The 12,633-nt window shown below is 46.8% G+C and carries 13 protein-coding genes; 5 read left to right on the top strand and 8 right to left on the bottom strand.

What is annotated here, in order from left to right; genetic code table 11:
• Positions 1-186: 186 nt before the first annotated feature.
• From cysK to DC345_RS16340, 4 genes are all read right to left on the bottom strand, one after another.
• Positions 187-1,146 carry a cysteine synthase A gene (gene cysK / locus DC345_RS16325; protein WP_220095244.1) on the bottom strand — a complete coding sequence of 320 codons (960 nt, stop codon included), beginning with the start codon at positions 1,144-1,146 and terminating at the stop codon, positions 187-189.
• A 330-nt stretch (positions 1,147-1,476) separates the two neighbouring features.
• Positions 1,477-1,860: a YhjD family protein gene (locus DC345_RS16330; RefSeq protein ID WP_113053970.1), complete on the bottom strand. Its 384-nt coding sequence runs from the start codon at positions 1,858-1,860 to the stop codon at positions 1,477-1,479.
• Positions 1,861-2,254: 394 nt separating this feature from the next.
• Positions 2,255-2,488, bottom strand: coding sequence for a hypothetical protein (locus DC345_RS16335; protein ID WP_064636670.1), 234 nt, complete (start codon positions 2,486-2,488; stop codon positions 2,255-2,257).
• The gene (locus tag DC345_RS16340) at positions 2,485-3,522 is read right to left on the bottom strand and encodes a nucleotide-binding protein (RefSeq protein WP_113053971.1); all 1,038 of its coding nucleotides are present in this window, start codon (positions 3,520-3,522) and stop codon (positions 2,485-2,487) included. The genes DC345_RS16335 and DC345_RS16340 overlap by 4 nt, the downstream gene beginning before the upstream one ends.
• 921 nt (positions 3,523-4,443) lie before the next feature.
• Here DC345_RS16340 and DC345_RS16345 point away from each other — a divergent pair.
• Positions 4,444-5,166 (top strand): YitT family protein, encoded by a 723-nt coding sequence (locus DC345_RS16345; RefSeq protein ID WP_113053972.1) that lies wholly within the window; start codon positions 4,444-4,446, stop codon positions 5,164-5,166.
• A gap of 190 nt (positions 5,167-5,356) precedes the next feature.
• Here DC345_RS16345 and DC345_RS16350 read toward each other — a convergent pair whose 3' ends face one another.
• Positions 5,357-5,830 (bottom strand): DUF2188 domain-containing protein, encoded by a 474-nt coding sequence (locus tag DC345_RS16350; protein WP_113053973.1) that lies wholly within the window; start codon positions 5,828-5,830, stop codon positions 5,357-5,359.
• Between the two features lie 223 nt (positions 5,831-6,053).
• On the opposite strand from DC345_RS16350, the gene DC345_RS16355 reads away from it, so the two are divergent.
• Positions 6,054-6,854: a lipid II flippase family protein gene (locus tag DC345_RS16355; protein ID WP_113053974.1), complete on the top strand. Its 801-nt coding sequence runs from the start codon at positions 6,054-6,056 to the stop codon at positions 6,852-6,854.
• A gap of 329 nt (positions 6,855-7,183) precedes the next feature.
• Here DC345_RS16355 and msrA read toward each other — a convergent pair whose 3' ends face one another.
• The gene (msrA, locus tag DC345_RS16360; RefSeq protein WP_113053975.1) at positions 7,184-8,146 is read right to left on the bottom strand and encodes a peptide-methionine (S)-S-oxide reductase MsrA; all 963 of its coding nucleotides are present in this window, start codon (positions 8,144-8,146) and stop codon (positions 7,184-7,186) included.
• Positions 8,147-8,274: 128 nt separating this feature from the next.
• Positions 8,275-8,886, bottom strand: a complete 612-nt coding sequence (locus DC345_RS16365) for a TVP38/TMEM64 family protein (RefSeq protein WP_113053976.1) — start codon at positions 8,884-8,886, stop codon at positions 8,275-8,277.
• 200 nt (positions 8,887-9,086) lie between these two features.
• Between DC345_RS16365 and DC345_RS16370 the strand changes: the two genes are divergently transcribed.
• Entirely contained in the window at positions 9,087-10,025 is a 939-nt protein-coding gene (locus tag DC345_RS16370) for a Gfo/Idh/MocA family protein (RefSeq protein ID WP_113053977.1), read from the top strand.
• An 83-nt stretch (positions 10,026-10,108) separates the two neighbouring features.
• On the top strand, positions 10,109-10,423 hold the full coding sequence (locus DC345_RS16375; protein ID WP_113053978.1) for a hypothetical protein: 315 nt from the start codon (positions 10,109-10,111) through the stop codon (positions 10,421-10,423).
• A gap of 70 nt (positions 10,424-10,493) precedes the next feature.
• Here DC345_RS16375 and DC345_RS16380 read toward each other — a convergent pair whose 3' ends face one another.
• On the bottom strand, positions 10,494-11,312 hold the full coding sequence (locus DC345_RS16380) for an AraC family transcriptional regulator (protein ID WP_099858219.1): 819 nt from the start codon (positions 11,310-11,312) through the stop codon (positions 10,494-10,496).
• A 188-nt stretch (positions 11,313-11,500) separates the two neighbouring features.
• Here DC345_RS16380 and DC345_RS16385 point away from each other — a divergent pair, with 188 nt between their 5' ends.
• Positions 11,501-12,613 (top strand): Gfo/Idh/MocA family protein, encoded by a 1,113-nt coding sequence (locus DC345_RS16385; RefSeq protein WP_113053979.1) that lies wholly within the window; start codon positions 11,501-11,503, stop codon positions 12,611-12,613.
• Positions 12,614-12,633: the final 20 nt, after the last annotated feature.

Consider the following 12,633-nt stretch of genomic DNA (forward strand, 5'->3'; position numbering starts at 1 on the left):
TAGAAATCGACCGAATTTGGAGGAATAACGTCGCTGTGATTCTTTACACGTCAAACCTGCGCAGATAGAAGCGAATAGCGTGTGTCAGGTTCATTAGACGCAATAAATGCGAAGAACGGCTGTCTCCTGTCATTTTTATGATGACTTATGGAGCGGCCTTTTTGATGTGTACAGATTTTAATTGTGTTAAAAAATACCCATGCTCAAATACCGTTCCCCGGTATCAGGCGCAATGCAGAGCACCCGGTGACCCGGCCCCAGTTCCCGCGCGATGCGCAGGGAGGCCCACACCGAAGCGCCAGAGGAAGGGCCGAGCAGCAGCCCTTCCCGGGCAGCAAGCTGCCGCATCGTATCCAGTGCGTCCTCATCGGACACCTGGATGATGGCATCCCACACGTCGGTATTCAGAATATCCGGAATGAACCCCGGACTTGTACCGACGATCTTGTGGGGTCCGGGCTCGCCACCGGACAGCACAGGTGAACCTTTCGGCTCTACCGCATAGATACGAATGTCCGGCAACTGCTTGCGCAGTTCTTCTCCCGTTCCGGTGATCGTACCGCCAGTTCCTGCTGTAGCAATGAAGGCGTCCAGCTTGCCCTCCATCTGCTGCATAATTTCGGGAGCCGTGGTGATCCGGTGGATATCCGGGTTCGCTTGGTTCTCAAATTGCTGGGGAATGAAACTTCCCGGAGTGTCGGCCTGAAGCTCTTTGGCCTTGCGAATCGCACCAGGCATCCGTTCGGCGGCAGGGGTAAGTACGACATCTGCGCCATAGGCTTTCAGAATGTTGATGCGTTCCTTGGACATGTTGTCAGGCATGATCAGGATGGCCTTATATCCTTTGGCGGCAGCATTCATTGCCAGACCGATGCCGGTATTGCCGCTGGTCGGCTCGATGATGGTTGCGCCGGGAAGCAGCAGTCCTGCCCGTTCAGCCTGAACGATCAGGTTATAGGCGGCACGGTCTTTTACGCTGCCACTCGGATTGAAATATTCCAGCTTGACGTATACGTCAGCGGAGTCGCTGCCTGTGAGTCGGTTCAGTTTAACGGCAGGTGTCTGGCCGATCAGTTCCGTAACATCTGCGGCAATGCCTGTATGTGCGTTTTTTTGATTTTGAATGAAATGCGAATTCAAGTCCATGAAGTACAACTCCTTGATTGATAAGACGTTGAAAGCAATTCCAATGAACAAGTCTCTCCGCCGTAAATGGCAGGCAGGCTTGTTGCTTATAGGAATCCATTTTCATTACAAGTCTGAACGGAATGTACAGACATGTCTATTCCATCTTAATGAACGCAGCCTCACGGGGTCAACCTGTTTCGATAATCAGGGAGGTTCGAACCAGAGGAGCCAAGATATTGGAGAAAGCGAGTATAAGTCAGAATCGAACGTAATGACGGATAAGGGGGTCAGGTCTATCTCCTGAAATAACAATATGGCGTGTACCTGAGTGCAATGTTGTCAAAGCCATCAATTTTGGGCCAGATCCATATCCAGATGCCGACTAAGCTCTTTTTTGACTTCATTCCTTGCGAACGTCCATAGCATATAGAACCGCTGCAAATATCCTCTGCATAGATACTCGGTTTCGATTCCATCAACTTGCCGTTTCTCCTCCAGAACCTTGACGCCACGAGTTCTCATCTGTTTGCGAAGCGTGAGCATTTCCTTAAGTACCTCATTCTGAATGCGGGTTAGAGAAAGAATGTAGACCTCTGGCATTTTGAGCTGCAACGTATCCAGTGTACGAATGTCCCGTTCAAGCACATCCAGCAGCAGGGTGCGTACAACCATGCTTTTAATCAATCGGTGGTCTTCATCCGCAGGGGATGGGGCGGAAGAGGATGATGACATACTTTCACTTCCTTAACCTTGAATTCGGACATGTTCTTATTTACAGAACGTATGTTCTTATATTATAATCAATATATGCAATGATGATACACAATACAACCGAGAAATATTGGAAGTAGTCCGTATGCGGTTGATGTTGAGGTTGTAGGCGGTGAAATAGGGACAGGCCTTCTCCAAAATAAGGTATAATATTTGGGTTTTGCAGGAAACCTAAGGGCATAAAGAAAAAGACTTAATGCATCAGAGGAAGAGATGAAAAGCTTTTCGGTTCGTTGATTAGCAAAGGTTATGAAGAATTGCCAAAGTGATTGCAACAAAAAAGCCCCTGCCTTGGGCGGCGGGGCCAGATGATCTGCCGAACCAGACGGCAGAGTTGTATATGAGCATAAAGCGGTTAAGCCAGATACTGAGGTTTCTCATAAAGAGCCTCTTTTTCCAGAATCACTTTGTAAGGTCTTTCTTTACCCTTCAGCGAAGGGCCAATGGTAGTCAGCGGTACGGCCGGTTTGTGGAAACGATCTTCTTCCTTGGGTTCCGGAACCGGTCGTGATGATTCGGGCGCAGAACTGAGGCGTACCTTTTTCTCGCTGCCCCAGCGCTTGCTTATTTTTTTCGTTTCCGGTTTCATTCCGGTTCGCCTCCTAACAAATCGTTGATGGCGTTGAACAGATGACGGTTCTCCAAATCCATCTGCTGAAATATCGCCTCATCCGCTTCAATATGTCCAATAATATGGACCGTGATTACATACCTCTTGGCTACAGGATAGCATAGCAGATACTCTTTCTCAAGGTAGTCGTCGTAGAGATTGATCTTGATTTTGTTCTCCCGATAAGAATCAATAACCAGAATCCGCTTCGGATCATCAGGTTGTTTGTCGTCATTGGCGGACAAGTTATATTTTCTCCCCGGTTCCCCAACATTACCACATAATTGTTCAATATGACCACTGTCATCTGTACGGTATATGGCAGTCCCACGCACGGCAAATGGAGGAAGGGATACAAATGCACTTCGAAGTGCATCGCTCATTCGCTCCAGCATAACTGCATCTGCTTTGCGGGTACGTAGTAACTCCCTGAAGAATCGCAGCAGCTTGAGCAACTGTAACCGGGCTTCGCCCTCAGACCTTTTGTGCTTCTCGATGATTTTTTCCACTTCGGGATCGCTCCATCGTCCCTGTTCTTCGATGCTGTCGGCGATTTTGGAACAGGCCACCGAGACAGCTGGCGCCCATTTCCCATCTGAACGAATTTCATAAACCAGTGGATTTAATCCCAGCAGGTCTGTAGGCATGCGTAAACCTTCAATCTTGGAAGCGTCTTTGATGTCCGTAATATCTTCAGGAAGAATGAAAAAAATACGCTTTCGTCCTAGCCGCCCCATAAACAAACCCATTTCAAGCATTGTATTATCACGGACAGAGGCATAGTACTTCCCGCGAATTTTCGATATATCATCTGGATGAAAAATAAAAATGGCAAAGTCAGTCGTGCGCACTTCTGTTTCCAAATCGTCCATGGTATAACTGCTTGGATTAAAAACTCCGGAGTACCAAGGGGTAACTTCGGCCGAGAAACGCAAGTTTTCGTGTACTGCGGCTGCAATCGGCTTCGCTTCCAGCGAGCAGCCAATAAAGACTCTTGGCTTTAACGTTTTCATCAATCCGCCTCGCTTAAACGGGTAGTGGGAATCAATTGTTATATTATACCATAAACAGCAGAGTAAGTCTGGAAACGTTTGCTGGATCAAGATAAGCCGATCACATTTGCTATAGTGTATGTGTAAGAGGGAGATGATTCCTTTAAAATCCGCGGAAAAATAAAAAATGGACCCAAATTGTCACAGTTGGGTGACTGGACAGTTATATTTGGAAGCTTCAGTCATAGAATGAAGGAGCAGGTAGCACCATTAGTTAGAGAAGCTTGTCCTGGTGTGGCTGTTTGGCGGATCAAGCAGGCCAGAGTGTGCTTTTTGCGCATATTTGAAGGGTCTGCTGTTTCGACCCAATCACATCGGTGTTATATAATAGAAGAACAAGCAAGTTAGCTTTGGTGTTTAAGCAGAATGAACGATTACACGCTTTGAATCATGTTGAACTTACATTCACACAGGAACGAAGAGTGCAGAACCCGTCTGTAGAAGCGAAGCGCTCGCCTTTATCAACGAATTTTCCCATTTGAAATATGGGATCAGAAAAATTCGTGGATAACAGCGATCGAAAGAGGGTACTGCAATCGAAGTGGGTTAAGTGTGATATCAGACGTTCGACTTTGTGCATAGTGTAATATTTCAATTCGTTTAACCAAGCATAGCTAACCACCAACAGACAGAAAGGATCAGGATACCATGAGTTCCCGAAGGATAATCTCCCCAAGGACGATCTGGAAACGTTACGATCTCTCTTACACTTAGCGCCCCTTGTAGAGTACACCACCGTAAAGAAAAAAACGGCTGACTCTGCGAAAGAGGGGATTGGAATGAATAATATTCGAAGGACAAATACGATGATTTCTTCCAGGCTTGCCTTTTGCAGGGTACGGTCGGTGCAAACCAACCTTTACAAACTGCGAGGGAACCTGAATGAAGAGAACATCGTTAACCTTACAACAAGTTAAGACAGAGGCGGGAAAGTTCGCCATTATGCTGCTCGGAACATTTATCTTGGCATTTGCCTACTATCACATTAATTTTCAGAATCATTTATCGGAGGGCGGATTTGTCGGTCTGGCCCTGCTTGGAAAGTACGCGACAGGCTTATCACCTGCAATCGGCATGCTGCTGCTGGATATTCCAGTCATGATTCTGGCCTGGTTCCTCAAGGGCTGGAAGTTCATGATTCAGGCGCTGCTGGGTGTGGCCGCATTCTCATTGTTCTATGACGGGTTTGAGCGGTACTCTACCCTGGTCATTCCGTTTCACGGTAATCTGTGGATTCCGGCAGTCCTGTCCGGTGTTATCACGGGCGTGGGAGCTGGTATGGTGCTTCGATTCGGAGGAGCGACAGGTGGAGATGACATTCTGGCGGTGCTCATTAGCCGTTGGAAGGGCTGGAAGCTGGGAACGGTTTTCTTTGTCAGCGATGCGTTTGTACTCGGATTGTCGCTTTTCTTTCTACCGGTAAAAGAAACTTTATATACCATTCTGGCCGTATGGATTGCCAGTAAAGTGATTACGTACATGGTCAGTTTCCCTGCTCGCCGGTCGGTTACCACTTCAGCTGTGAAACTGCCCGTGTCGACTGCAGCCAAAGTAGTCAGCGGTGCTTCACAACGAGTTCCGGTGGCTAGAGGGGTTTCCCATTGAACGTAACGACCACCCTATTCGAAATGAAAGTTGTTCGAGTATGGTGGGCTTGCCTCATACCAAACACAAAGCCCTTTTGCATGCTTGATGGGAATTATTCCATTAGCGGCGAAAGGGCTTTTTTGCGTGCCTTCAGTAAAAAAATTAACGTAATACATCCACGATATATCCTATTTTAGAACAGATTCACTTAAGGCTTAATAGAAGAGGCAATTTGCCCATCTTCATTATGGATAATAGCCCGAATGTTCTGTTTTTCACTCTTTTCTTTGGCCGCATCCACAGCTTCGGCTTTGGTTCGGAACGTAGCCAGAGATTTGGAATGACCTTCTTCCTTGATGGCCCAGCCGGAGTCGGTAGGAACGACATGAATGTTATCATGGCTTTTGGAAGAAGAGACGGGCTCGGAATGACGGCGTGGAGATGAAGATTTTCCATGCTCTGATTTGCTGTCTGATGAAGAATGTTTGGTATCCTGCTTCGAATTCTTCGATGTGGGATGATTCTCATCCCATTCTTCCGCTTTGGCAGTAGCGATTGCAATGGAGCGTCCTTCCTCATAACCGTCATCCAACAATGCATTGGCAATCTCAATGGCCTTATGTCTGACACGAGGCTCCAGATTTTTCATGGAAACGGGATAGTCCTGTTTGTTCCACGGCATATTGATTCCCTCCTGTACATTGTAAGTTATTTGTATATTACCCTGTACGGGGATGAATAAACGATTATTGTGGAGAACCTTGAAGCATACGCTGTAGTTTTGGTGCATTCTACTGTTCAGCTTCTCTGCCCTTTTCTATACTTTTATGTGGATGAGGAGTATAATGCTTCCATACTTGAAATTACAATAGAAGCTCATTAGAAAAAGATAAGGAGATTTACATATGTTTAGTTTGAGCCTAGCCATTCCTATGTTGTTTACGATGCTTATTCATGCAGCTGACAGTCTGTCCTATGCGCTGCGCCTTGGAGGATTACGTACTCGCAGAATAGCGCTGGCTTTGTCCCTGTCCGGAATTTTGCTGCTGGTGTCGCGTACCTCCAATATGGCCCAAGGGCCGATGGTAGGCAATCTCGTGGATACAGCGACGAATGGAGGGAACCCACACTTTGCAGCGCAGCTGCATTGGCTAATGGGTGCGGCTACGGCAGGAACGGCTTTGGCTATTCTAAGTTTTCCAACGATGGTCAAGCTCGCTTCCCGAATGGTCGTTCATTTTGAGGCGGCAGGATCAATTCCTTCCATGGTTCGAGGCTTGTTGAAACGCAGCAAGATCAAAAACGCAATGTATTATATTACCCCGCCATCATGGCAAATGGCAAAGCTGTTGGTACACAACGGAATGCCCAGACGTCTAATGACGTTGAACATAGCGGTGACGGCAATCTATACGACGGGAGTCCTGTCCAGTCTGTACGCTGCGTATCTTTATCCGGGGCAGGCTGTAGCTGCCTCGCAATCTACTGGACTCATTAATGGAGTAGCAACCATTTTGTTAACCATCCTGATTGATCCTCGTATTTCGTTGCTCAGCGACAAATCTCTGCGCGGTGAAATCCGGCTGGATCGAATGGATCAGATCTATGGCTGTATGCTTGTATCCCGTTTATTTGGCACATTGTTGGCCCAGTTGTTATTGATTCCATTTGCCTACTGGATCGGCTGGATTGTGAGTATGATGTAAGCCAATTTCAATCTATATACAAAAAAGCAATATAAAAAAGGGGACTTCCCATGCGTCATGAAGATGACGGGAAGTCCCTTTTTTAGTCTTACTTAATGTCTAACGAACGGAGCACAAGTTAATAGCTCCAGTTCCCTCAAGTTTGTAATTTAACGAATCGGAGAGACGTTATTTCATTGCTTTATACGTGCTGCCTCAGGCTGTTCCGCAGTTTTCAACGGAATGACGTGACTGAAATTCGTTAAAATTAGCATTCCACATGAATTGTCCTCTTAAGATGCGATCGATTCGCTAGCGCTTCTTAAATACGTACTTCAATGAACCATTACTTAATTAAAAAGTACGGCGTATTCGGCATATCCTTCTTTTTCAAGGTCATCTTTGGGTACAAAACGAAGGGCTGCGGAATTGATGCAATAACGCATTCCACCAGCTTCGGCAGGGCCGTCGTTGAACAGGTGACCCAGATGGGAATCCCCTTCACGACTTCTCACTTCGGTACGAATCATGAAGTGGCTGAGATCCGTTTTTTCCTTCACATTGTAGTCCCGCAGTGGACGGGTGAAGCTTGGCCAGCCGCAGCCGGAATCGTATTTGTCGGTGGAACTGAACAGTGGCTCACCGGATACGATGTCCACGTAAATTCCGTCACCATGGTGGTCCCAGAACTCGTTATGGAACGCTGGCTCGGTTGCGTTGTTCTGGGTAACTTCATATTGCAGCGGCGTCAGACGCTCTTTCAGGCCGTCTTTATCCACTTTGCCGGACCAGTTCCGTTCGATAAAGTCTTCGCGTCCAGAACCTTTACGATACCGTTTGTAGTGCGCAGGGTTTTTGTGATGGTAACCTTGGTGATGCTCCTCTGCTTCATAGAACGGTTTCGCTGGCAGGATGGGAGTAAAGATCGGTTTGTCAAATCGTCCGCTTTGTGCCAAAGCTGCTTTGGAAGCTTCTGCGATCTGACGTTGTTCTTCACTGTGATAGAAGATGGCCGTCTGATAAGATGATCCACGGTCGTGGAATTGTCCACCCGTATCTGTTGGGTCGATCTGTTGCCAGAACAATTCAACGAGTTTCTCATATGGGAAGATGGCCGGGTCGAACGTAATTTGAACGGCCTCTACGTGACCTGTCGTTTCAGAGCAGACCTCCTCATATGTTGGGTTCTCCGTATGTCCTCCTGTATAACCCGATACAATCTTATGAATGCCGGGTAGTTCCTCGAAGGGGGATACCATACACCAGAAGCACCCGCCTGCAAAAGTTGCTTTTTCACTTGTATGTTGTTCCATGCTATAGTCACTCCATTTCTGATGAAGAATGATATTTTGGCTTACTCTTCTATTATATCCCGAATTGGCAAGCCAACCAAGCAGGATCGGAAAGAGGATGAGCCTGAAATGTTTCTGACTGTTCCGACTTAGACTTTTTTACGAGAGCGTAAGCGAAACAAAAGTAATATTATCGTCATGAACACGAGATAACCGGCAAGGATTGACAGGCTCACCCAGATTGATGATTCTGCTTGTGCACCCGCATAGGCAAAAACAAAAATCGCAGGCAGTTTGCCAATCGCGGTCGCGACCATGAACACCCAGAATGGGGTGTAGGTAATGCCTGCATAGATATTAACCGCCATTTGGGGCACGATGGGCAACAGCCGCATAGTCATGATACCCATGAAGGGATGAGCCTCCATCCATGTTGTAAATCGATTCAAACCCCGAATGCGTTCGAGATAGGATCTGGCCTGATTTCGGAATATCGTTCTTGCTCCGGTGTATACCAGCAGTGCAGCAATTGTGGTTCCAAGCCAGCATATCCAGGCTGCTGTTGCAGCACCGTAACTGTAGCCAAAGGCAATAATGACAATTTTATACGGAATTACAGGTACAAGAGCAAACAATGTCGCCATGGCGAGTAAAAGTGGTATGGACTGATGCAGATCGGTCCAGGCCAGCAGCTCATATCTGTAAATAAACGTGACTCCGGCAAGTAAAACATATAAGAGGAGCCATAACCATTTTCGCAAAATCCCAAACGCTCCTTTCAGACCAGGAAGGTCTACCTGTATCCCAATCCGTATTGCTATCTCTTTAAAGTTTACCACGTTCAACCAAAGGATGGACAATTCGTGCCGGTTCTAGCGGCAATCACTGGCATGTTGCTGTCTGAAGGGTTACACTATAGGACGTAGAAATATAGAACTCATCTGAAGGTGGAATGATCATAATGGAAACAACCAAGCGAACTCGTGCTGCGATCATCGGACTCGGGGATATTGCACGTAAAGTATATTTGCCGCTGTTGACTGCCCACTCGGACGTGGAAATTACGGGGATTATGAACCGTTCACCCGAGCCGGTCAAGGAAATACAGCATACCTATAGATTGAACAATGGAACAACGGATATGAAAGAATTGTTGTCCTGGGATCTGGATGCGGTGTTTATACATACAGCGACAGAAGCTCATTTTGACATCGTTATGCAATGTTTGGAGCGTGGGCTGGCAGTGTATGTGGACAAACCGCTGTCCTATACGTTACGGGAGTCGGAAGAAATGACCGCATTTGCGGAAGCACAGGGTCTTCTTTTGGCGGTAGGTTTTAACCGGAGATTTGCACCGTTGTATCAAAATGCGAAGGAATGGATGCAGGCTGGACAGGGTTTTGAATCGCTGACAGTTACTAAACATCGGACAGGAATTCAGGATCGTCCCGCTGCGGAAACCATCTATGATGATCTGATTCATATCCTTGACCTGATGTTATGGTATTCGGATCACAATGTGCAGATGCTCCATCAGTGGATACGTAAAAATGATCTGGACCGACTGTTGCATGCGGCTGGATCAGCCAAGCTGGGCAGAACGGCAATTGGCAGATTCGATATGGTACGCCAAGCAGGAGCGGATTTGGAGAAAATTGAGCTGTATGGTGGGGGAAGATCGGTAGAAGTGCTGAACATGGAAATAGCGAAGTATGAGGAACGCGGTGCACAGGAACGCAAGGAAACCTTTGGCAGTTGGGAAAGTATTTTGACCCGAAGAGGATTCACAGGAGCGATTGATCAATTCTTGGCAAATCTTGAAACCCCGGATGACTGTGCCATCAGTGCAAGTCACGTCATGGACAGTCATGACCTGGCCGAACAGCTTATTCGCGGTTAATCTTGCAGAAGGTCGTGCGGGAGTGTGAATGAAGTCTTCCGCACCAATGATTCATTAAACGATATTGGAGGAAGAATAATACCATGGATGAATATGAAAAAGAACGAAATAAACAGATTGAGGAAGCTGTAATTGAGTCGTATAAACAGGAAGAGGAAATGATGATTCTGGTATTTGCCCAGTGGTGTGTCAATCATGGACTGGATCCGGAAGAGATGTACCGGCAAGCCTACCCGGAACAACTGAGCAATGAGCGTTTGCAGCAAGTGCTGAAGCTAGTTGTATCCAAGGAGGAAGCCGGGGACATTCCGGACGACACTGTATTGGGCGTGTTATCCATGTTTGGCAATGAAGATCTGGCTATGGTTGTATCCGAGGCGATTGCCGCGCGCAAATAAGTTTCGGTTATGGATAATACGTATACGTATTTTCGGTTATGGATAATACGTATACGTATTAATGAAGCGATTACATCTGTTCCCGGTGAATGACGCGGAATTCTTTGGGCGACATGCCGAACCGGGAGCGGAATACCCGGTGGAAATACGTATAATTGTTAAAGCCGGAAGATTCGGCTACATGTTCGAGTGTCATTGGACTAAAAATGATCCGTTCCCTGGCCATGTTCAGTCGTACATCAAGTGTATATTGCATAATACTTTTACCAAACGCTTCTTTGAAGAGATGAACTCCCCTGGAAACACTGATTCCAATATGGGTAGCTATATCTTCAAGCTTGAATAGAGAAGAAGCGTTCTCCTCGATGTAACTTTTAATCTCATATGCCACGTAGTTGGTATTGGTAATCGTCGGATGTTCCGAGAGCATACGATCCACTTCAAGACAAAGAATTCGCATATAATAACTGGCAATTTCTGGGTAAGGGTTGGAAATACGGCGCTGCTCGAGTACAAGCTGTCGAAACAGGGTAAGCAGGCTTTCGGTCAGCTGCACCTTGATCCGGTTAGGTCTCTTGTGATGTTTCCACCACTCATCCACCCAGTCCCCATTGAAGAAAATATGGTAATCACCACTCTCCACAAGTCGTTCACCCATCGGATTTTGCTCTTTGTCTATTCTCAGTTCATATGGCTCATCTGGACTAAACAGAAGCAGATCACCCGCATCAACAAGGGACATCTCGCCGTCTACACGGGCTCGGCACCGTCCGTCCGTCTGGAGCCTCAACAAGTAATTCTTTACTCCCTCAGGATGCAAACCTATATAAGGTTTGCGATGAAACGAGAAGCCTGCTGTAAGAACCTGGCAGGAATAATCAGTCGGCATTGGCATACTCCTTGCAATTTGAAAATTATGACCAGATAGTTCATGTTTCGATCATATTATTCATTTTAATTGAAGCCGAAACGGAATACCATAGTATTAAATTCAAGTGCAACACCTAGGCTCAAAACCTTCAATTAAAAATATGCAAATTACAGGTTCTCACCACTCATAAGGAGATGAACACCACTGTGGAGAAAATGAAAACAGGCATTATTGGTTGCGGTAACATTAGCGCCATATATCTGGAAAATTTAAAAAATAATCCTTACATTGAAGTGGTGGCTGTTGCGGATTTGATCCGTGAACGGGCACAAGAACGAGCTGATGAATTTAATATCGCAAACGTTTACAATGTAGATGAGTTGCTGCAAGATAACGAGATTGAGCTTGTGCTAAACCTTACGGTTCCTGGCAGTCATGCCATGACGGATCTGGCTGTGCTTGAAGCAGGCAAACATGTGTATGCCGAGAAACCACTGGCAATCTCTCTTGAGGATGGTCGCAAGGTAATCGAACTGGCTGAGGAAAAAGGATTGTATGTTGGTTCAGCACCAGATACGTTCCTTGGATCAGGCATTCAGACTGCCCGCAAGGCTATTGAAGAAGGACTGATCGGTAAACCGATTGCGGCAACTTCATTCTTCATGGGTGGAGGGCCAGAGGCTTGGCATCCGAATCCGGAGTTCTTTTATGTCGCTGGTGGCGGACCAATGTTCGATATGGGACCTTACTATTTGACCGCTCTGATTACTCTCCTTGGACCGATTCGCAGAATCAGTTCATCGGCAGGTGTACAGATCACGGACCGCGTTATTGGTTCCGGTCCGAAGGAAGGTACACCTCTTGAGGTACAGACGCCAACACACTTGGCAGGAACGATTGATTTTGAGGAAGGTGCCATTGCAACAATGATCACCAGCTTCGATATCCGTGGTGCTTCGGATTTGCCACGGATTGAGATCTACGGTACCGAAGGTACGATGAGCATACCGGATCCCAACTTTTTTAACGGGGAAGTGAAGCTCCGCAGATTCGGTCAGGACACATGGGAGACCGTGACGCCTGCTTTTGAAAGCAGACAGAACGAGCGCGGAATCGGCGTTACCGAAATGGTTGAATCCATTCGAGCCGGACGCGAACACAAAGCCAGCGGTAAGCTCGCCTACCATGTGCTTGAAGCTATGCATGCGTTCCAGCGCTCCTCGCTTGAGGGCAAACACATCCAAATGGAGAGCACTTATCAAGCAGGAGCAAAAAACAATACAGATGAAAATCAGTCAGAGGCTGTACAGTCACACTAATTGATCTTGGATGAGGTGAA

This window comes from Paenibacillus taichungensis (assembly GCF_003287275.1).
Lineage (GTDB): Bacteria > Bacillota > Bacilli > Paenibacillales > Paenibacillaceae > Paenibacillus > Paenibacillus taichungensis_A.

What these genes read in the sequence shown, in the direction of transcription:
- DC345_RS16330 (WP_113053970.1), bottom strand. Translation starts at nt 1,860, where the DNA reads ATGTCATCATCCTCTTCCGCCCCATCCCCTGCGGATGAAGACCACCGA.
- DC345_RS16380 (WP_099858219.1), bottom strand. Translation starts at nt 11,312, where the DNA reads ATGCCGACTGATTATTCCTGCCAGGTTCTTACAGCAGGCTTCTCGTTT.
- DC345_RS16345 (WP_113053972.1), top strand. Translation starts at nt 4,444, where the DNA reads ATGAAGAGAACATCGTTAACCTTACAACAAGTTAAGACAGAGGCGGGA.
- DC345_RS16350 (WP_113053973.1), bottom strand. Translation starts at nt 5,830, where the DNA reads ATGCCGTGGAACAAACAGGACTATCCCGTTTCCATGAAAAATCTGGAG.
- DC345_RS16370 (WP_113053977.1), top strand. Translation starts at nt 9,087, where the DNA reads ATGGAAACAACCAAGCGAACTCGTGCTGCGATCATCGGACTCGGGGAT.
- DC345_RS16355 (WP_113053974.1), top strand. Translation starts at nt 6,054, where the DNA reads ATGTTTAGTTTGAGCCTAGCCATTCCTATGTTGTTTACGATGCTTATT.
- DC345_RS16340 (WP_113053971.1), bottom strand. Translation starts at nt 3,522, where the DNA reads ATGAAAACGTTAAAGCCAAGAGTCTTTATTGGCTGCTCGCTGGAAGCG.
- DC345_RS16335 (WP_064636670.1), bottom strand. Translation starts at nt 2,488, where the DNA reads ATGAAACCGGAAACGAAAAAAATAAGCAAGCGCTGGGGCAGCGAGAAA.
- msrA (WP_113053975.1), bottom strand. Translation starts at nt 8,146, where the DNA reads ATGGAACAACATACAAGTGAAAAAGCAACTTTTGCAGGCGGGTGCTTC.
- DC345_RS16375 (WP_113053978.1), top strand. Translation starts at nt 10,109, where the DNA reads ATGGATGAATATGAAAAAGAACGAAATAAACAGATTGAGGAAGCTGTA.
- cysK (WP_220095244.1), bottom strand. Translation starts at nt 1,146, where the DNA reads ATGGACTTGAATTCGCATTTCATTCAAAATCAAAAAAACGCACATACA.